General features: G+C 35.5%; 15 protein-coding genes. 8 read left to right on the top strand and 7 right to left on the bottom strand.

Annotated features, from left to right (window positions below; all coding sequences use genetic code 11):
* Positions 1-42 precede the first annotated feature (42 nt).
* The 6 genes from ACFS5J_RS08425 to ACFS5J_RS08400 form a co-directional block, all read right to left on the bottom strand.
* On the bottom strand, positions 43-2,247 hold the full coding sequence (locus tag ACFS5J_RS08425) for a TonB-dependent receptor (RefSeq protein ID WP_379811658.1): 2,205 nt from the start codon (positions 2,245-2,247) through the stop codon (positions 43-45).
* 71 nt (positions 2,248-2,318) lie between these two features.
* Entirely contained in the window at positions 2,319-2,663 is a 345-nt protein-coding gene (locus ACFS5J_RS08420) for a hypothetical protein (RefSeq protein WP_379811656.1), read from the bottom strand.
* A gap of 70 nt (positions 2,664-2,733) precedes the next feature.
* A complete protein-coding gene (locus ACFS5J_RS08415) occupies positions 2,734-3,723 on the bottom strand; it encodes an aspartate-semialdehyde dehydrogenase (protein ID WP_379811655.1) in 990 nt (329 codons plus the stop codon).
* A gap of 158 nt (positions 3,724-3,881) precedes the next feature.
* The gene (mscL, locus tag ACFS5J_RS08410; protein ID WP_379811654.1) at positions 3,882-4,283 is read right to left on the bottom strand and encodes a large-conductance mechanosensitive channel protein MscL; all 402 of its coding nucleotides are present in this window, start codon (positions 4,281-4,283) and stop codon (positions 3,882-3,884) included.
* A gap of 54 nt (positions 4,284-4,337) precedes the next feature.
* Positions 4,338-6,779: a bifunctional UDP-N-acetylmuramoyl-tripeptide:D-alanyl-D-alanine ligase/alanine racemase gene (locus ACFS5J_RS08405; RefSeq protein ID WP_379811653.1), complete on the bottom strand. Its 2,442-nt coding sequence runs from the start codon at positions 6,777-6,779 to the stop codon at positions 4,338-4,340.
* Entirely contained in the window at positions 6,780-7,373 is a 594-nt protein-coding gene (locus ACFS5J_RS08400; RefSeq protein ID WP_379811652.1) for a thymidine kinase, read from the bottom strand. It abuts the gene before it with no gap.
* Between the two features lie 103 nt (positions 7,374-7,476).
* On the opposite strand from ACFS5J_RS08400, the gene ACFS5J_RS08395 reads away from it, so the two are divergent.
* The 6 genes from ACFS5J_RS08395 (at position 7,477) to ACFS5J_RS08370 (ending at position 12,944) form a co-directional block, all read left to right on the top strand.
* Complete coding sequence (locus ACFS5J_RS08395; RefSeq protein ID WP_379811651.1) at positions 7,477-8,433, top strand: hypothetical protein; 957 nt, start codon at positions 7,477-7,479, stop codon at positions 8,431-8,433.
* Positions 8,434-8,436: 3 nt separating this feature from the next.
* Entirely contained in the window at positions 8,437-9,108 is a 672-nt protein-coding gene (rsmI, locus tag ACFS5J_RS08390) for a 16S rRNA (cytidine(1402)-2'-O)-methyltransferase (RefSeq protein ID WP_379811650.1), read from the top strand.
* 36 nt (positions 9,109-9,144) lie between these two features.
* Entirely contained in the window at positions 9,145-9,570 is a 426-nt protein-coding gene (locus ACFS5J_RS08385; RefSeq protein ID WP_379811649.1) for an OsmC family protein, read from the top strand.
* Between the two features lie 6 nt (positions 9,571-9,576).
* Positions 9,577-9,912, top strand: a complete 336-nt coding sequence (locus ACFS5J_RS08380) for a HopJ type III effector protein (protein ID WP_379811648.1) — start codon at positions 9,577-9,579, stop codon at positions 9,910-9,912.
* Positions 9,913-9,982: 70 nt separating this feature from the next.
* Positions 9,983-11,683: a single-stranded-DNA-specific exonuclease RecJ gene (recJ, locus tag ACFS5J_RS08375; RefSeq protein ID WP_379811646.1), complete on the top strand. Its 1,701-nt coding sequence runs from the start codon at positions 9,983-9,985 to the stop codon at positions 11,681-11,683.
* Entirely contained in the window at positions 11,676-12,944 is a 1,269-nt protein-coding gene (locus ACFS5J_RS08370) for an MFS transporter (RefSeq protein WP_379811645.1), read from the top strand. The genes recJ and ACFS5J_RS08370 overlap by 8 nt, the downstream gene beginning before the upstream one ends.
* On the opposite strand, the gene ACFS5J_RS08365 is transcribed toward ACFS5J_RS08370, so the two are convergent.
* On the bottom strand, positions 12,941-13,693 hold the full coding sequence (locus ACFS5J_RS08365) for a UDP-2,3-diacylglucosamine diphosphatase (protein WP_379811644.1): 753 nt from the start codon (positions 13,691-13,693) through the stop codon (positions 12,941-12,943). The genes ACFS5J_RS08370 and ACFS5J_RS08365 overlap by 4 nt on opposite strands.
* A gap of 160 nt (positions 13,694-13,853) precedes the next feature.
* Between ACFS5J_RS08365 and ACFS5J_RS08360 the strand changes: the two genes are divergently transcribed.
* Positions 13,854-19,964, top strand: coding sequence for a fibronectin type III domain-containing protein (locus tag ACFS5J_RS08360; protein WP_379811643.1), 6,111 nt, complete (start codon positions 13,854-13,856; stop codon positions 19,962-19,964).
* A gap of 59 nt (positions 19,965-20,023) precedes the next feature.
* Positions 20,024-20,959 (top strand): PorP/SprF family type IX secretion system membrane protein, encoded by a 936-nt coding sequence (locus tag ACFS5J_RS08355; protein WP_379811642.1) that lies wholly within the window; start codon positions 20,024-20,026, stop codon positions 20,957-20,959.
* Positions 20,960-20,961: the final 2 nt, after the last annotated feature.

Genomic DNA, 20,961 nt, shown 5'->3' with positions numbered 1-20,961 from the left:
TGATTAACAAAAATAAACATTTGGTTTTAAAACGATTGCTTATTAAAAATTAAAATTGATGCCTAGCAAAATGTTACGCCCCATGTTTGGAATATTGTCTGCTTTCAAGCGTGATAAGTGTGCGATATAATTTTTATCCAACAAATTATTAGCGTTGAGGTTTACATTAAATTGTCTTTTATTCCATTTAATAGTACCTCCTATACCTATGTTAACCAAGGTGTAGTCTGGAGTACTTGTTTCAAATGTACTAGTGTTGTCCTGGGCAAAAGTGTGGTTTACTTGCAATAGGGCATAACCTTTATCCAGCCAATTTTTAATATTAAACTCCGTTTTGATATTGTTTTTCCATTGATTTGCCGGAATTAAAGGCAGATAATTGTCGTTTTCTTGTTTTCCAGTTACTGTCTCAAAGCTACTGGTAAAATGTAACCAGTCAAAAGGATGTGGATGAATGTGAATTCCAAATTCACCACCATACAATGCTGCATTGTTTTGTTGATATTCAAAAACAAAATTATCTTCAATTTGCATTCCCGTAGGTGAAAGGTAGATATAGTTGTCTACTTTGTTGTAAAAACCATTAGCATAAAGTTCAAAATGTTCTGTTTGGTATTCTACGTTTAAATCTATTTGAATGTTCTTTTCATTTTCGAGATTTTGGTTTCCAATTTCATATCTGTTGCTTCCTTCGTGAACACCATTTGAAGTAAGTTCGGATAAATTAGGAGCTCTAAAACCAGAAGCAAGGTTAAGACGTGTTGTAACGTTTTTCAATACGACAGTTTTATAGCCTAAAGCAAAATTAATACTGTTGAAATTTTTATCAATAGCACTAAAGTATCCTTCTTCATTTAAGATTCCGTGTTCTGATGTCGTGATTGCTCTGTTATCAAATCGGAAACCAGCTTGAAGTGCATTGTTTTTCCATTCCAATTGAGAGGTAATGAAAGCACCAAAATCTACAGTTGTAGCATCCGGAATTAATAATTCTTCTCCGAAGTTGGTATTCACTTGATGCATTCCTTGTGTACCCACTATAGTTTTGATTCCTTTAGTCTGTGGTAAATAATACTTGACGTTGTAATTCAGTGTTTGTAGCTTCATATGCAAAGCAATCTCTTCTGGTGCTTCCAACTCTTGTCGGTTGTTTTGTTGGTAGCCAAAATCAGCATCAATTTTAGAATTTTTAAAGAAGATTTTTTGATTCCAACTTACAATGTGATTGTCTATTTTCTGATTTGGATACAATGGTGTTCGGAATCCTAAATTAGTGATTTCTTCTTCAGGAAGCCCTAAGTTTAAGTTGTTGTAATTGTATCGAATATCAGTTGAAAACGTTGAACTCGAATAGCCAATTCCGGTTTTGATATCTTTTTCGATACTTCTTGTATTGATAATGCGATCTCCATCAGGAATCTTATAATCGGCTTGTGAGTTGTAGTTGGCACGGATTAAAAATTTCCAATTATTGGGGCTAAATTTATAACCTAAAGATGTATTAGTTCCCTGTGTGTTGCTTGAAAATTGTTGAGTGAAACTTCCGGCTGTTTTGTCTGCTTGTGCATATTTTTCTGGGTTCAGATACAAAACGCCTCCAAGAGCATCTGAACCGTATAGTAAAGCAGCAGGTCCTTTTATGATTTCAACACTTTCGATACCTGAAGCACTTAAACCTAAGCCGTGTTCGTCGCCAAATTGTTGATTTTCCAATCGTACACCTTGCGTATAGGTCAAAACTCTATTTGAACTTAAACCTCGAATTACCGGTTTTCCAATAGAAGTTCCGGTTGAGATTTGATTAACACCAGGAATAGTAGCTAATCCCTCAATCAATGAAGTAGCTCCATTCTTTCGTAATTCTTCAACATTTCGATGTTCTACTTTCATGACATTTTGTGATTGTACTTTGTTGAAATTTGTAGAAACAATTACTTCGTCAAGATGTTGTTCTTTTTCTACCAAAATGATGTTGAGTTCATTTTGTGCTGTAGTGTTTAAAGTAATATTTTGTTGTTCGTACCCGAATAAATAGGTAACTATGGTAATATTACCTTTTGGTGCTTCTTTGAACTCAAATTCGCCATTTTCGTTGGTTTCTGTTGAAGCGTTATTTTCTAGTAAATGTAGGGCTACGTTTTGTAAAGGAAGGTTGTTTTCTGAAGTGATCTTTCCTTTGATTTGATATTGAGAATAGGTTGATATAGCCATCAAAATAAAGGCTATTTGTATAATATAATGTTTCATTTTATTTAATTTAAGTATAACAGAATTAGCACATGAATTAGAGGGCTAACATGTGTGCATTTTTAGTTTAATTAAATAAAATTCGGGGGTCCCCTATGGGAAAATAAGCTTCCACAAAAGAATGATGTCGCTTCTTTTATGCTAAAAGAGTATGGACTTACTTTAAATGGACTGTAAAGGGTATAATGAATTATAGTTGGCGATAAGAAGGTGGTAAATTTAAAGTCACAAATGGGACATTCTTCTTTCTCGCTTATTTTTATTTCTTGCGTTGTCTTTGAAGTGGTTTCTTTTTTAAATGAAACTCCTGTTTGTGTGTGCTTATGATGTGTAAAAGTATGTAAAGATTGATAGCCTAATGCTAACACAAACGATAACATCAGGATTAGATTAACTATGACTAACTTTTTCTTCATCAGGCACAAAGTTAAGTTTTTATATTCTAAAAATTGTGTTAAAAAAAGCGACTCCTAGGAGTCGCTTTTTTTATACTAAACTATTTGCAATTAAATATTCTGCAATTTGAATGGTGTTTGTTGCTGCTCCTTTTCTTAAGTTGTCGGCCACAATCCACATATTTAATGAATTTGGTTGGCTTTCATCTCTACGAATTCTTCCTACGAATACATCATCTTTACCGTGTGCGTATAAGGGCATTGGAAAAGTGAAAGTGTCAATGTTATCTTGAACAGTAACACCTGAAGTTTGCTCTAAAATGTTACGGATTTCAGCAACGTCAAAATCATTTTCAAATTGAATGTTAACCGCTTCACTGTGCCCTCCAACAACGGGAATACGGATAGCAGTAGCTGTTACTGCAATAGTATTGTCGTTTAGGATTTTTTGAGTTTCACGAACTAATTTCATTTCTTCCTTAGTGTATCCGTTGTCTTCAAAAACATCACATTGTGGAATTGCATTACGGTGAATTTGATATTTATAAGCCATTTCGCCTGTTTCACCTGCGTATTCGTTTTCCAATTGTTTAACGGCTTTTACACCAGTTCCTGTTATTGACTGATAAGTAGAAACTACAATTCTTTTAATTTTATATTTTGCATGCAATGGAGCCAATGCCATAACCATTTGAATGGTTGAACAGTTTGGATTTGCAATAATTTTATCTTCTTTAGTTAAAACTGCAGCGTTGATTTCTGGAACAACTAATTTCTTAGAAGTGTCCATTCTCCATGCTGAAGAATTATCAATTACAGTAGTGCCTACTTCTGCAAATTTTGGAGCCCAAGCCAATGAAGTATCTCCTCCAGCTGAAAAAAGCGCAATTTCTGGACGCATTTCTACAGCCGTTTGCAAACCAACTACCACATATTTTTTTCCATTCCACTCAATTTCCTTACCAACTGATTTTTCAGATGCAACAGGTATTAATTCTGTTATAGGGAAATTTCTTTCTTTTAATATTTGAAGCATTACTTCGCCTACCATACCGGTAGCGCCCACTACAGCTACTTTCATTGTTTATGAATTTTAATGTTGCAAAAGTAGATATTTTTCTCATTACAAAGCTAAAAAAACTAAAAAAATAACATTTTTTTAAAAAACTTTATTTTTGTTAAAAAAAATACCCCGAAAAAATCGGGGTTTAGTTAGAATATATAGTGTAGCGTTTACGGTTACTTTTTCAATAAATCGCGTATTTCTGCTAACAAATCCTCTTGTGTTGGACCTGCTGGTGGAGCTGGTGCAGCTTCCTCTTTTTTCTTCAATGCGTTTACACCTTTTACAATCATGAACATAACAAAAGCGATGATGATAAAATCAATAACATTAGTTAAAAATTCACCCCAATGTACCGCAACTTCTCCTTCTAATACACCATCAGCATTTTTGGTACCTTCTTGAATTACGTATTTCAAATCTTTAAAATCAGATTTAAAAATCAAACCAATTAATGGTGAAACTATACCGCCTGTAAAAGACGAAACCAATTTGTTAAATGAAGCTCCCATGACAAAACCGACGGCAATGTCAACTAGGTTTCCTTTCATTGCAAAATCTCTAAATTCTTTTAGCATACAAAAAGTTTTAATGGTTAGTTAACACGAAAATACTAAAAAATATTTAAAAAATTAATTTTTGAAAAATACACGCTTTACTCTTTGAGAAATACCCGTAAGAATTTCATAAGGTATTGTATTCATAGTTTTGGCAATTTCGATAACGTTTGGAGAATCGCCAAATATGATTACTTCGTCACTTGGTTGGCATTCAATAGAAGTAACATCTACCATTAACATGTCCATGCAAATGTTTCCTAATATTGCTGCCTTTTGGTTGTGAATTAAAACGTATCCTTTTTCATTTCCCCACCCTCTGCGAATACCATCGGCATAGCCTACAGGAATGGTGGCTACTTTAAGTTGTTTTTTCAAAAGATATTTTCGGCTATAACCAATACTTTCTCCGGGTTCTACAATTCTAATTTGCGAGATAACACTTTTTAAAGTGCTTACATTCTGCAGTTTTTGATTTTCAATTTCAGAATTTCCTATTCCGTATAAGCCTATGCCTAATCGTGCCATTTCCAATTGGTATTCTGGGTAATTGAATATTCCAGAAGTGTTTAAAATATGACGAATAGGTTTGTTTTTTAAAACTTCAATAATGCGATTTGAATTTTCTGTAAAACGTTCAAACTGTAATTTTGTAAAATTATCAAAACTAGTGTCATCTGAAGCTGCCAAATGTGAAAAAATACTTTTTACTTCTATGAAATTGTTATGGTGTAGTAGTTCGCATAGTTCGTCTAGGTGTTTTGCTTCAAATCCCAATCGGTGCATTCCGGTATCGAGTTTGATATGAATTGGGTACGACGAAACGTTTTTTTGTTGTGCAAGTTGTAGAAATGCTCTAAGCCCTGTTATGGAATAGATTTCGGGTTCTAAATCATAAGCCATCATGGCATTAAAACTACTGTTTTCAGGATTCAAAACAATTATGGGTAATGTAATTCCAGCTTTGCGTAATTCAACTCCTTCGTCTGCAAAGGCTACGCCCAAATAATCGACTTTGTTGTGCTCTAACAATTTTGCAATTTCGTATCCTCCGTTGCCATATCCAAAAGCTTTAACCATAACCATTACTTTAGTGGCAGGGTTTAATTTTGATTTGTAAAAATTAAGATTGTACGAAATAGCATCAAGGTTAATTTCCAAAACTGTTTCATGCTTTTTCTCTTCTAATAATACCACAATTTCATCAAAATTAAAGCTTCTAGCGCCTTTGATTAAGATGGTTTCATTTTGAAATGATTGCGTGTTGAATTGTTGTAAAAATTCAGAAGTAGATTGAAAAGCAATTAAGTTGGGTACATCTGTAAGATGTTTCGAAATGGTTTCGCCAATAACGATAACACGGTCAATTTTATTGTTTTGAATAGCCGTAGCTACTTTAGTATATAGTTTTTCCAATGGAAATCCACCTTGGAAAACATCGGAAAGAATTATGGTTTTCTTTTGATGTAATTTTTGTTGTTCTAAAAAGTCCAAAGCCATTTTTAACGACTGATAATCGGAAGAATACGAGTCGTCAATCAGTACGCAATTGTTAATCCCTTTTTTGGCCTGAAGGCGTATTTCTACAGGATATAATCTGGTTACTCTTTCAGCAATAACATCGGGTTGAATTTTTAAAAACAACAATGTTGCAATACAGGTCATCGCGTTGCTTAGTGCAATATTATCTGTAAATGGAACGGTAACTTGAAATGTGTTCTTTTGGAAATGAATCGCTAAAGTTGAACTTCCGTTATTCTGATTTACTATCTTAACAAATATGTTAGCATTTTCATTGTCAAAACTCCAATTGAAAACAGCGTTTTTTAAATGTTTTTCAACGTCGCTGTTTTGTTCTAAAATTACAATTTCACAGTTTTTAAAAAATGATGTTTTTTCAATTATTTTTTCTTCTCTGGATCCAAAACCATCGTCATGTGCATTTCCTAAAGCAGTAAAAATCCCAATTTTAGGTAGGATAATTTTTTCCAGTTTTTTCATTTCTCCTTTTTGAGAAATACCGGCTTCAAAAATGCCTAAATTATGATGTTCATTAATTCCAAATATAGATAAAGGAACACCTACTTGCGAGTTGTAACTTTTAGGACTTCTTACAATGTTGTAGTCTGGACTTAATAAAAAGTTAAGCCATTCTTTTACAATAGTTTTTCCATTACTACCTGTAATGCCTATGAAAGGGAAATCAAATAAACTTCTATAATAGGCAGCAATTTGTTGTAAGGCCTGTGTGGTGTTTTCAACTATTAAGAAATTTGCCTTTGATGCTAAATGTTCAGGAATGTATTCCACTACAAAATGAAAGACGCCTTTTTTAATAAGTGATGCAATGTAATTGTGTGCATCGTGGTTTTGACCTTTTAACGCAAAAAATAAAGTGCCCGAATTGTTATGTAAAGACCTGCTGTCAATCGAAATGTTGTCAACAATATAGTTGTCAAAGGAGCCTACAATTTGGGCGTTAATTTCTTTTACAATATTGGCTATATCAAAGGTCACTTATTCAGTATCTTTATTTTCTTGTAGTGCTTTGAAAAATGCAGCCCTACTTAGTGGTTCGTATTCTTCAGTTTCTCCAAGTAAAACTAGTTTTTCATCTTTTGATTTTCTAAAACTATAGTTAGCTAAGTTGCCAGTACGGGTACATACGGCATGTACTTTAGTTACGTATTCGGCAGTTGCCATTAAATTAGGCATCGGACCAAAAGGATTTCCTTTAAAATCCATGTCTAAACCAGCAACTATTACTCGGATTCCAGAGTTTGCTAAATCATTACATACCGAAACAATTTCGTCATCAAAAAATTGGGCTTCATCAATACCCACCACATCGCAGCCTTGAGCAAGGATTCTAATGTTTCCTGCTACTGGTACTGGTGTGGAACGAATTTCATTTGCATCGTGCGAAACTACCATTTCATCGTGATAGCGCTGGTCAACAGCAGGCTTGAAAATTTCAACCTTTTGTTTGGCAAATTGTGCTCTTTTTAATCTACGTATTAACTCTTCTGTTTTACCAGAAAACATTGAGCCGCAAATCACTTCGATCCACCCAAATTGTTCTGATTGGTTTACTGTATTTTCGAGAAACATTTTGTATCTTTCGGACGATTAATATTTTGTTCTGTTAGGCACTTGTATGCTTAACAAAAGTATTAAAAAAGCATCCATATTTCAATTTCTATTGTATAAAGTTATGAAGAAAAAGTTAGAAGCCGAATTAATCAGTATTGCACACCGTGTTTTAAAATTAAAAAATCGTTCTGAAACGAAGCAGTTACATGAAGAGGTAAAAAAGTTGTACGAACAATTGACCGTTTTGCGTTTTTATGAAGAAAACTTTGAAGCAGTTAAAGATGAAATTGCTCAAGCAGATCTTGAAGCAAAATTAGAAGCTCCTGCAGTTGTAGAGGAACCAATAGTGGAAAGTGTACAAGAGCAAGTTGTACCACAAGTTGTCGAAACTGTTTCGGAAATTCAAGAAGTGGTAGAGGAAGTTGTTGAAGAAGTTATCACAACTCCAGAAACTACAGAAGAAGTGGTGGAAGAACCGGTTAAAATTGTGGCTGAAGTGCAACAAGAAATTGTAGTAGAAGAACCAGTTCAAGTAGAAGAAGAAATAAAAATGCAACAGGAGGAGATGAGTGCTCCTCAAACGGCTTTATTTGATGAAGTTTTTGCTCAAGATTACCAAGATCTTGATTTTGTAAAAGTAGAAGATATACCTCAAGTTGTTGAGCAGGTATCTGAGATGACTTTTGAACCTGTAGCACCAGCTCCAGTAGAAAAACCTATTGAAGAGCCAGTAAAGGTAAAAGCTGAGGTTGAAGAAAAGGTTGTTCCGGTTGCTCAAGAACCAATATTTGAACCACAGAAAGTTGTAGTGGAAGAACCACGAACAATGTCGTTGAACGATCGTTTGACTAGAGGTATTAATATCGGATTGAATGATCGTATCGCTTTTGAAAAGAAATTATTTGCCGGAAGTTCAGATGACTTCAATCGCGTATTGTCGCAATTGAATACATTTGATTCGTATGAGGAAGCAAAAGGATTTATTGAAGATTTTGTGAAACCAGATTACGATAACTGGAATGGTAAAGAAGAATATGAAAACCGTTTCTTAGAAATGGTTGAAAGAAAGTTTGTGTAATACATGGGTAAATTATATTTAGTTCCAACGCCAATTGGCAATCTTGATGATATGACTTTCAGAGCGATCAAAGTTTTGAAAGAAGTAGATTTGATATTGGCTGAAGATACACGAACTAGTGGCAAGTTGTTGAAGCATTTTGAAATTGCAACGCACATGCATAGTCATCACATGCACAATGAGCATAAGACAGTTGAAAGTTTGGTGAAGCGAATGCAAGCTGGAGAAACAATTGCCTTGATTAGTGATGCGGGTACACCTGCTATTTCTGATCCTGGTTTTTTACTAACGCGTGCTTGTGTTGAAAATGATGTCGCTGTAGAATGTTTACCTGGTGCTACGGCTTTTGTGCCAGCACTTGTGAATAGTGGTTTGCCAAATGATAAGTTTGTTTTTGAAGGTTTTTTACCAGATAAAAAAGGAAGACAAACGCGTTTTTTAGCATTGGCGGAAGAATATAGAACCATGATTTTTTATGTATCGCCTCACAAATTGAATAAGACTTTGTCTGAGTTTGTACAATATTTTGGTGCAGATCGCCCAGTGTCTGTTTCTCGTGAATTGTCAAAATTGCATGAAGAAACTGTCCGTGGATCGGCAGAAGAAGTATTGCAACACTTTGAAGCAAAACCTGCAAAAGGCGAAATTGTGGTTTGTGTAGGAGGGAAGAAATAATAGTAAGATTACAAATTAAGTTTAATTAAGATTTTTATGGCTACACATAATGTAACCACAACTTGGAAAGTAAAAATGCAGTTTGAGTCCACAAATCCAAGTGGTGAAACTTTTCTAATTAATGCGGCTGCAGAACACGGAGGAGAAGGAACAGGTTTGCGACCAAAGGCGATGATGCTTTCTTCTTTAGCAGGGTGTTCAGGTTTGGATGTTGCTTCACTAATTGAAAAAATGAAATTAGAAGTTGACGATTTTAAAATTGAAACTATTGCAAATTTGACAGAAGAACATCCAAAAGTTTATGATGCGGTAGTGCTTGAATACCATTTTTATGGTAATAACTTGAATGAGTCAAAACTGCAACGTGCAGTGGATTTGTCGGTTGAAAAATATTGTGGTGTGATGGAAATGTTCCGTCAATTCGCAAGTATTGAAATTAAATTGTTCTTTCATAAAAACTAAAATTATATGATGAGTGTTGACCAATTGGTTCGCAAAGTAAACAACCATGAAGTGATTCCTTTTGCTGATGTAATTGCTACTATAGATGCTACTTATACTTTTATTCCTTCGGCTTTTAAAAATGGGAATTTAATGAATGATGAAGGAATGAATAATGGTTCATGCAAAGTGTTTTCATTTGCTAAAATGCAAGAGTTGAATGAAGCGGATACGCTTTTCCTTTTTGGTGAGCATTACCAAAAAGTGTTAGAAACACCGTCAGAAGAAGATCATCAAAATATTCGTAACTTTATGCAGTTCGGATGGGATGGTATCCATTTTGAAAAAATAGCTTTGGTGTAATTTATTACGCCAAAGCAACATTTATATATACGCCAAAATAGTTCATTGTTAAATTTTAATCGTTACCATTATGCGTTGGAATTTAAAGTCTAAGCCAAAAAAGGAAAAAGTACTTGCCTTACAAGAAGCGCTTCAGGTTGATCCTATAATTGCAACCTTGCTTGTTCAACGGGGAGTTGAAACTTATGAACAAGCTAAATCTTTTTTTCGTCCCTCTTTGGATGATTTGCATGATCCGTATTTAATGAAGGATATGGATAAGGCTGTTACTCGTATTGAAACCGCTATTGCAAATAATGAAAACATTATGGTTTTTGGAGACTATGATGTTGATGGTACTACAGCAGTTTCTTTAATGTCTAGTTTTCTGAGGAGTTACTATCCCAATGTAGCAACTTATATTCCTGATCGCTATAATGAAGGCTATGGGGTTTCGGTAAAAGGGATTGAATTTGCAGCAGACAATGATTTAACGTTGATTATTGCTTTAGATTGTGGAATTAAATCTGTTGATCATGTAGCATTTGCAAAAGAGAGAGGAATTGACTTTATAATATGTGATCACCACCGTCCTGGAGATATTTTGCCAGATGCTGTTGCGGTTTTGGATCCGAAACGTTCCGATTGTTCGTATCCTTATGATGAGTTGTGTGGTTGTGGAGTGGGTTTTAAGTTGATTCAAGCTCTAGGAGAAAGACGCGGTCAATCCATAACTGATTTGGTTCCTTATTTGGATTTAGTAGCAACTGCTATTGCAGCTGATATTGTTCCGATTACAGGCGAAAACAGGGTATTGGCAAAGTTTGGTATGGAGGTAATTAACTCAAATCCTCGTCCCGGAATTCAAGCGCTCATCCAAAATGTAAAAAGAAAGCAACTGAGTATTACCGATGTGGTATTTACGATTGCACCTCGTATTAATGCTGCGGGTCGTATCAAGCATGGTGATTATGCAGTACAGTTGTTGACAGAATTTAACTTGGAACAAGCATTGGGTTTTGCGGAAGAATTAGAAGTGCATAATGCTACTCGTAAAGATTTGGATAAACAAATTACGCAAGAAGCTTTACAACAGATTACCTTAAATAATGAGCAAGAGCGATTTTCGACAGTGGTGTATCAAGAAGATTGGCACAAAGGTGTTATTGGTATTGTGGCTTCACGATTGGTTGAAAAATATTACCGCCCTACTATTGTGTTTACGAAAAGTGGTGATAAACTAGCAGCTTCAGCTCGATCGGTAAAGGATTTTGATGTTTACAATGCGCTTGAATCTTGTTCGGAATATTTGGAACAATTCGGAGGGCATATGTATGCAGCAGGAATGACATTGCTGGAAGAGAATTATGAGAAATTCAAATTTGCGTTTGAAAATCATGTGCGTCAAACAATTCATCCCGATTTATTGATTCCAGAGATTGAGTATGATGCTGAGATTAACTTGAAAGAAATAACACCAAAATTGGTTCGTATTCTGAAACAGTTTGAACCCTTTGGACCTCAAAATATGACACCCTTATTTTTGGTAAAGGAATTGGAAGATTCGGGTTATGCTAGAACATTGGGGGCAGATGATGAACATCTTAAAGTTTATGTAAAGCAAAAAAATTCAATGTCATATGCAGGAATCGGATTTGGTTTAGGGGATAAACTTTCAAATGTTAAAAATCACCTAAAGTTTGATGCTATCGTTTCAATTGAAGAGAATGAGTGGCAAGATGTTGTAACTTTGCAGCTTCAATTACGTGATATTCAATCTTCAGATGGCTAAAAAAGACCCCTACGCTGCCTTACGATTTAAAGAGTTTCGATTTTTTCTTGCTATGCGTTTTGCATTGGTTTTTGCATGGTCCATGCAGTTTGTGATTATAGAATGGGAGGTTTACAGTATAACCAAAAATCCACTTTCGCTTGGGATAATTGGGTTAATGGAAATTATACCTGCAGTTTCTATGGCTTTGTTTGCTGGGCATATTGTGGATCAAAGTGAGAAAAAGAGACTTTTAGTAAAGTGTCTGCTTGGTTTTTCAGTCGTAAGTTTAGGGTTGTTTTTGGTTACGGTTCCTAGTTTAGTGGAATCTCTTTCAAAATCAATGGTATTATGGATTATTTATGCCTTAGTGTTTTTAGGTGGTTTGGTTCGTGCATTTATTGGTCCAACAGTTTTTTCATTATTGGCATTAATTGTTCCAAAGAAAAATTATCCTAATGCTGCTACTTGGAGTAGTTCTACTTGGCAATTGGGTTCTATGTTTGGTCCTGCTTTGGCTGGTGTAGCAATTGGTTTTATGGGAGTACATTGGTCGATGTGTTTGGTTTTTATCTGTACACTTTTTGCTTTACTCTGGTTGAGTCAGATTTCAAGAAAACCAATTTTGAATCCAAAAATAGGAGAACCTGTTTTTCAAAGTTTGAAAGAAGGGGTGAGATTTGTATTTAACAACAAAACCATACTAGGTGCAATTTCTTTGGATATGTTTGCGGTTTTGTTTGGTGGGGCAGTGGCCTTGTTGCCCGTTTATGCACAAGATATTTTAAAGGTAGGTTCAGAAGGATTTGGCATCCTTAGAGCAGCACCCGCTGTTGGTTCTATTATTACCATGTTGGCAGCGGCGTATTTTTCACTCAATAAAAATGCGGGTGTTAAACTTTTAACAGCAATTTTTATTTTCGGATTAAGTATTATTGTATTTGGATTGTCGGAGTATTTTTGGTTATCCGTTGTAGCGCTTTTCTTGAGTGGTGTTGCTGATGGTGTTTCCGTTGTTATTCGTAATACTATTTTACAATTGCACACACCCGATAATATGCGTGGCCGTGTTTCTTCAGTGAATTCTATTTTTGTTGGGTCTTCCAATGAGCTTGGCGCTTTCGAAAGTGGGGTGACGGCAAAACTTATGGGAGTAGTAAGGGCTGTTGTTTTTGGTGGATGTATGACTATCGGTACGGTAGTGGTTACAGCATTAATTTCTCCTTCATTTCGAAAATTGGATTTAGAAAAGGAAGTAGCGGAACTGGAAAAGGAACACTAATTTTTGTATTCCTTTAGTTCAAAAGTTGTTCCGTCAAACACACCGTAAGTGAAATAGCCTATCCAATCGCCTAAGTTCACATATTTAGATTCTTGTGGTAAATCTACTATCATGGGTAAGTGGCGATGACCGAATATAAAATAGTCGTAATGTTTGGTTTCTAATTTGCGTTTAGCATATAAAATCAACCACTCGTTTTCTTCTCCTAAAAATTTAACATCTTCTTCTCCAGAAATCATTTTGTTTTTAACAGATAAATATTGGGCGAGTTTTACACCTATATCTGGGTGCAACCAACGAAACAACCATTTTGAAAAAGGATTGGTAAAAACTTTTTTCATGCGTTTGTATCCTTTATCGCCTGGACCTTTTCCATCACCATGACCGATAAGAAAAGTCTTGTTATTATATGTGAATATTTTGTTATCGTGGTAAACCGGAATGTTTAATTCTTTTTCAAAATAGTCGTGCATCCACAAGTCATGATTTCCTACAAAGAAATAAATTGGTATGCCTGAATCTCTAATTTCTGCTAATTTTCCTAAAACTCTTACAAAACCTTTGGGTACTACGGTTTTATATTCAAACCAAAAATCAAACAAATCACCAAGTAGAAATATTGCTGCAGCATCTTTTCTTACTTCTTCTAGCCAACGGACAAAACGTTGTTCACGTGGAAAACTCTCTTTGTTTGTGGGTGCTCCGAAGTGTTGGTCGGATGCAAAATAGATTTTAGTTCCTTCTTTCAAAATGACTTATAATATTTTCTTAGCAAAAGTAATCATTTTTTAGTATGTTAAATGTAACATTTCGTCGACGTTTTGTTACTTTTTATCATTATATGTTTTTAAAAAGTTTAATTTTACTATTTTTGAGAAATTAATCAAACCATAACATAATATTAACAGAATGAAAAAATTATTACTCGTTTTTCTTTCATTGTTCGCCTTTGCTTCCTACGGGCAAGCCTTGTTCGAGGATTTTGAAGGAACGGCTACGCCGGATTTAGCGACAGGTGATTGGGCGTTAGATTCCGGAACCTGGAAGTTTTTTGACAATGGTGTTGGGTCAAACAACACAGTCCAAATTACAACCTTTGGTTCTTTGGTATGTCAAGACACTAGAGCAGCCTACTTAAATCGTGAGACTGTTGCCGCAGGGCAGTTTTCTATCGACTGGTTGGTAACACCACAGGTAACTATACCTGCTAATGGTCAAATTCGTTTTTACGGAAGATCAACACAGTCTGGTGAACAAGGAAGTGTGTACAAAGTTTACATTTCAACAACTTCGCAAACGGATGTTACTTCGTTTACGTTATTAGCAACTTATAACGAGTTGGATTTTCCAAATGGTCCATGTCAGCAAGAATTTATCTTGTTGGATGCGTATCCAGCAGGAACACAAGCTTATTTTGCTTTCGTACACGAAAATAACAATGGTGACCGTTGGGTGCTAGATAATGTTAAAGTGGATCAACAATGTTTTCCGCCTACTAACTTACAAGCAGCTCCAGCAGCAACATCAGCTACTTTAACATGGAGTTATGCAGGTCCAGCAACGCAATTTGAAATTGAGTATGGTCCTATTGGTTTTACACCAGGTACAGGAACATTTATTTCTCCAGTTTCGAGTCCATATCCCTTAAATCCACCATTATTGCCTTTAACATCTTATACGTATTATGTTAGAGCATTGTGTGATGTTGATAATCCAAGTCCTTGGTCTGATCCAAGAACTTTTACTACTACGGAATTACCGCCAGGTTGTGGGGGTAACTTTAGTGATTCAGGAGGTGCTTCTGGAAACTATGGAAACAATCAAAACATAGTAACGGTATTGTGTCCTGATACAACTGGTGATGTTGTAACGGTTTCTTTTTCATCGTTTAATACTCAAGCAGGGGATATTCTATATGTTTACAATGGGGATAATACAGGCGCTACTTTACTTGGTTCCTATTCGGGAGCTAATACGCCACCTTCATTTACTTCGTCTGCAGCAAATGGATGTTTGACTTTTCATTTCGTGTCAAATGCAACAGGTGTTGCAGCAGGATGGACGTCCAATATTTCATGTGGGCCACCGCCAGCATGTCCTATGCCAATTGCCGTAACTGTAACTGGAGCAAACTCAAGTTCGGCTACCGTTTCATGGATAGATCCAACAGGTGGTACAGGTCCTTACGATATTTATTGGGTTCCAACTGGGTCACCAGCTCCAACTGCTAGTTCAGTTCCAAATGCTAGTTCAGTTCCTGGGTATTCTTATTTGATTCCAGGATTGAATTCAAATTCGCCTTATACAGTGTATGTAAGAACAACTTGTGATGCAACTAATGGTGTAATAAGTGATTGGACATTCCCAACTAATTTTACAACTACACCTAATTATTGTGCAGGAGATCATTTTTATGATACAGGTGGTGCAACAGGAAACTATGGAAATAATGAAAATATTTTTTGGACAATTTGTCCAGAAACAACTGGTGATGTAGTAACGGCTATTTTCAATTCATTTGCTACTGCTACAGGTGATATTTTAACAGTATATAATGGAAATAATACTTCAGCTCCAGTTTTAGGTACATATCAAGGGACAAATTTACCCCCTGTATTTACTAGTTCAACTGGATGTTTGACTTTCCAATTTACTTCTACTGCAAGTGCTAATCAAGCGGGATGGGATGCTAGTATTTTCTGTACGCCTCCTCCAACTTGTGCGCTTCCTACAGCTTTATCGGTTGTTTCAATTAGTGATGATTCTGTAGAAGTTACTTGGACAGATAATAACACTACACCTCCTGCAGGTGGTTGGTTAGTGGTTGTTCAGCCAGTTGGTACAGGTTATCCTGGAGCTGGTGCTGTAACAATTCCTGCAACATCAAATCCTTTTACAATTAACAACTTAAATCCAAATACACAGTATGAGTTTTGGGTAAGAGCAGATTGTGGAAATGGTGATAATAGTTTCTGGAATGGGCCAATTAATTTTACTACTTTATTTGCAGGTTGTGGTAGTTCAGAACCAGCAGGTAATGATGCGCCTAATGCTACGCCTGTTTGTACAGTGGATGGTTATTGTGGTAATACTTCTGGATCTTATACGGTGAACACATGGCCAGAATTATCGACTGCTTTTTGTGGATCTATTGAAAATAACTCGTTCTTGACCTTTCAGGCTTCTTGTACAACTGTAACATTAGACGTGTTAGTAGGAAACTGTACGAATGGTTCTGGTGTTCAGTTCTTCTTATTTAGTGCGAATACAATAGGTTCAGGTCCAGTTAGTAGTATAGCTTGTTATTCTCCAATGAATCCAGGGACAAACGCTTTGACATTTAACGGATTGGCTCCAGGACAAACCTATATTTTAATGATTGATGGTTTTGCAGGAGCAATTTGTGATTATTCAGTAACGGTTACTTCACCTGGTTGTACTTCTACAGGTGTACAAGTTACTGCTTCAAATCCAGTGGATCCAACAGAAGATTTTACAGAAGATGATGAAGCTGGTGCTACAACTATATGTTTAGGTGAGTCACTTAACTTAACTGCTTCAGGTAGTAATGGTGTTTATACTTGGACTGCTTCAGATCCAAACTCAATCGCTGTTACAGCTAATGATGTTGTTTTATTTACTCCAGGTGCTCCTGGTGTTTATACAGTAACGGCAAGTACAAATGATCCGGCTTCGATTTGTAATACTTCGGATACTTATACTATTACTGTATTGGATGTTATTCAACCGACTTTTGTGAACCCATCACCTATATGTGTTGGAGCAGCAAACATTCCTTTAGCTACTACCGATACTAATGGTGTTACGGGAACTTGGGAATTGGTTACTGACGCTACAACTACTCCTGTGACTACTGTTCCAGCTACGCAAATTGATGCTACTGTTGCAGGTACATATACTTATGTATTTAACCCAGATCCTGTTACATTTGCATGTTCACCTCAATTCACAATGGTAGTTGATATTTTAGGAACATGTGACTTTAACGTTTTAGGAACAGCTGTTAATATCGAAACATGTGAGACTGCTGTTAATGGAGACTATTTTAATGTTACTGGTGGTACTATTGCACCTCCTGCTAATGTTTATACAAATAATGATTTCGGTACTTATGTTCAAAACTCAGGGAACTTAGTATTAAATGGTGGTCAATTGGTTTCTTTTGAAAATACAGCTTCTACAGTTTGTAGTGCAAACATGTATTATAGAGTATATGCTGCAGGTTCAACTCCAGGAGCATTTACTACTTTACCGCTTACTTTTGTTGAAGCATGTTCGGGTGGAACATTTACAAATGGAAACTCTTGTAATGCTGGTGATCAAATTTGGGCTGATATCACATCTACAAACTTAGACTTAACTACATTCACACCTGGTGATTATGTTATTGAGGTTTACTATGATTTGGTGGGTGATGATGGTTCTGGTACTGCTTGTGGAACTACTATTTTAGTAAATAATAATAATAATAACTTCATCGCTACATTTGCAATCCAAGGTACACCAAGTTTCACTTGGCAAGACGAGCAGTGTGGTAGTTCAAATGCTGTTATTACAGTTTCAGGATTTAACCCTGGAGACGTTTACAGTGTAACTTTTGATGATAACGATGTGCCTACTGGGCCAATGAATATTCAAGCTAACTTCAATGGGGATATTAACATCAATGGATTAGATGCAGGTGTTTACGATAATTTTGTGTTCACTATTAATGGATGTGATATCTTAGCGCCAGCTCCAATAACTATTGTTGATTTTTCTCCTTCAGTGACGGGTATAACTTCAAATTCTCCAATTTGTTTTGAAGAAGATGCAGTGTTTACAATTCAAGCTTCTGCTGGTTTTGATATTGATTATACAATTAATGGGTCTACTGTAGTAGAAACAGTTACTGTTGACGCTTCAGGTATTGCTACTATTACTATTACAGCTCCTGCAGTTGGTACAGTTGATTTAGCATTATTGAATATTTATAATTCAGTTTGTAATATTACGGTGACTGATACACATTCAGTGATTGTAAATCCACTACCTACTGCTACCATTCTTGCTGCAAGTCCATTTGCATGTATTGGTTCAGACGCTGTGTTTACTATTAATGGTACTCCAGGTGCTTCTGTAACATATACTCAAAATGGTACTCCAGGTGCTGCACCTATAGTATTAGATGCTGCTGGTACAGCTACTTTAACCGTTCCAACAACTGTTAATATGCAAATTATTTTAGGTGATGTAACTGATGCAACTACAGGTTGTACTGATGCAGTATTTAGTCAAATTGCAAATGTTGCTATTGTAGATATTCCATTGCCAGAGACAACAAATACAGATCCTACATGTGCTACACCACAAGGTTCTATTGAAGTAACGTCTCCACTTATTGCACAATTGAATTACCCTGGTGATTTATTCATCTCTGAGGTAACAGATTCTCAACCGGGTTCTTTAACATATGTAGAGATCTACAACGGAACTGGTTCAAGTGTTGATTTATCAAACTATAAGGTTAAAGTTTATGTGAATGGTGGAGCAACAGCGCTTTGTGATTTACCTCTTACAGGAACTTTAGCTCATGATGATGTTGTAGTAGTTAAAATTGGAAGTTCTGCTAATGAAGGTGGAGTTGTTCCAGATTTAGAATTCACCGCTTGTTCTGGTGTTAACAATAATGACAAGATTGCATTAGCAACTAGTGCTGATGTGGAAATTGATGTTTGGGGAACTCCTGATGGAACTCCATTTACACCGCCATTTGGTCCTTATGGAATTGGTTATAACTATCAAAGGGTAACTATTGGTACAACTTTACCATCTATTAACTGGGAGCCTGCGGATTGGGTAGCTGTTGATTGGGGTAATCCAACTTCTGCTGAAGATTATTCTAGTGTAGGTGTTTATACTTTATTTGTTGCTAGTTATGAGTATATCTTAAATGATGGTACTGCTGATACAGTTCAAACAAATCCAATTTTTAGTGGTTTAGCAGCTGGAAACTATACGTTAGTTGCTCATGATACTATTACTAATTGTTACTCACAACCGTTAAGTATTACATTGTCTAACTCTAATACAGTTGATCCTGTTACTGCGTTTACTTATGTAACTCCAGTTTGTAATGATAATGCTAATTTATTACCTGATACTTCTGCACCAAACTTTGCAGTAGGTGGTGAGTTTACTTCAACAACTGGTTTAGTAATTGATATCGCAACAGGAGAGATTGATGTAGTAAATAGTACTCCTGGTACTTATACAGTTACTTATACAGTATTACCTGATGTGGCAAACTGTATTAACGGAGCAAGTTCTACATTTGTAGTTGTTATCACAGCTAGTACTCCTGCAACATTTAATGCTATTGCACTTTGTGAAGGTGATACAAATTCTGCGTTACCAGTTACTTCAATAGAAGGATTTACAGGTACTTGGGATGTGTCGTCTATCGATACTTCTGTAGCGGGTACTTATACTTATACTTTCACTCCAGATCAAGGTCAGTGTGCTAGTGTGGGAACTTTAGAAGTGACTATTATTGCAAAAGATATCGTTACTTTTGATGGTGTTGAAATTTGTGTTGGAGCTGAAGTTGAGTTCCCTATTGAGTCTGTTGAAGGACATCAGTTAACAGGAACTTGGTCGCCAAGCACAATTGATACATCGTTAAATGGAAGTACAACTTATACATTCACACCAGATGATATTTGTTATGCAACTTCAACATTTATTGTTACAACAAAAGGTTGTCAAATTCAAAAAGGTATTTCTCCGAACTATGATGGTTTAAATGATAACTTTGATTTATCAGCATTCAATGTTAGTAAATTAGAAATCTTTAACCGTTACGGTAGAATTGTTTATTCTAAAAACAATTATGTTAATGAGTGGAATGGTAAGGCTGATAATGGTAAAGAATTACCAGACGCAACGTATTACTATGTAATTCACTTTAATGACATGCCTTCTAAAACAGGTTGGATTTATATTAACAGAGAACATTAGAAAGGATATTAAGCTACTCCTCAAAGAGTAGGAGTAGCTTATTAAAAAATAATATAATAATGAAGAAATTACTATCAGTTGTACTATTCATGTTTGTCTTCTTTTCGGATGTACAAGCACAACAAGACCCTCATTATACACAATACATGTATAATATGAGTGTTATGAATCCCGCTTATGCTGGATCTAAAGAAAATTTATCTATGGGATTGCTTTACAGAAAGCAATGGGTAGAGATAGAAGATGCACCTACAACAGGGACTTTTTTCGGTCATAGTCCTGTAGGAAAAAATGTAGGTTTAGGCTTGTCTGTTATTTCAGATAAAATTGGACCTGTAGAAGAAAATAATATTTATGGAGATTTCTCTTATACTTTAAATTTAGGAGGTGAACATAAATTAGCTTTTGGTGTTAAAGCTGGATTAACGTTACATAAAGTTGGTTTGTATGATGATATTTATAATACACTACCACAAGCAAACGACCCTGCATTCTCTGAAAATGTTAGCAACACTTATTTTAACATCGGATCAGGTTTATTCTATTATACAAACAAGTATTATTTAGGTTTTTCTGTGCCAAATATGTTAAAATCGAAACATTTGGATTTACGTGTTAATGGCGATCAGTATGAATTTGGTTCAGAGACATCTCACTTCTTTGTGACGGGGGGATATGTATTTGATTTGAATGAGAACATTAAATTCAAGCCTTTCTTTATGGTGAAGTCTGTTTTCAATACTTTACCAGCTTCATTAGATTTATCAGCTAATTTCTTGTTTAATGAGAAATTTGAAATTGGAGGTACTTATCGTTTAGATGATAGCTTTGGTGCAATGGTAAATTATGCAGTATTGCCTAATTTAAGAATCGGTTATGCATATGATCATATTGTTTCAGACTTAAAGGTTACAACGCCATCATCACATGAAATAATTTTATTATTTGATGTTAATTTCAACAAGAAGGTGTCTAGTTCACCACGATATTTTTAACC

Origin of the sequence: Flavobacterium chuncheonense (assembly GCF_042686145.1) — a bacterium.
GTDB lineage: Bacteria > Bacteroidota > Bacteroidia > Flavobacteriales > Flavobacteriaceae > Flavobacterium > Flavobacterium chuncheonense.
This window is presented reverse-complemented; position numbering and strand designations above follow the sequence as displayed.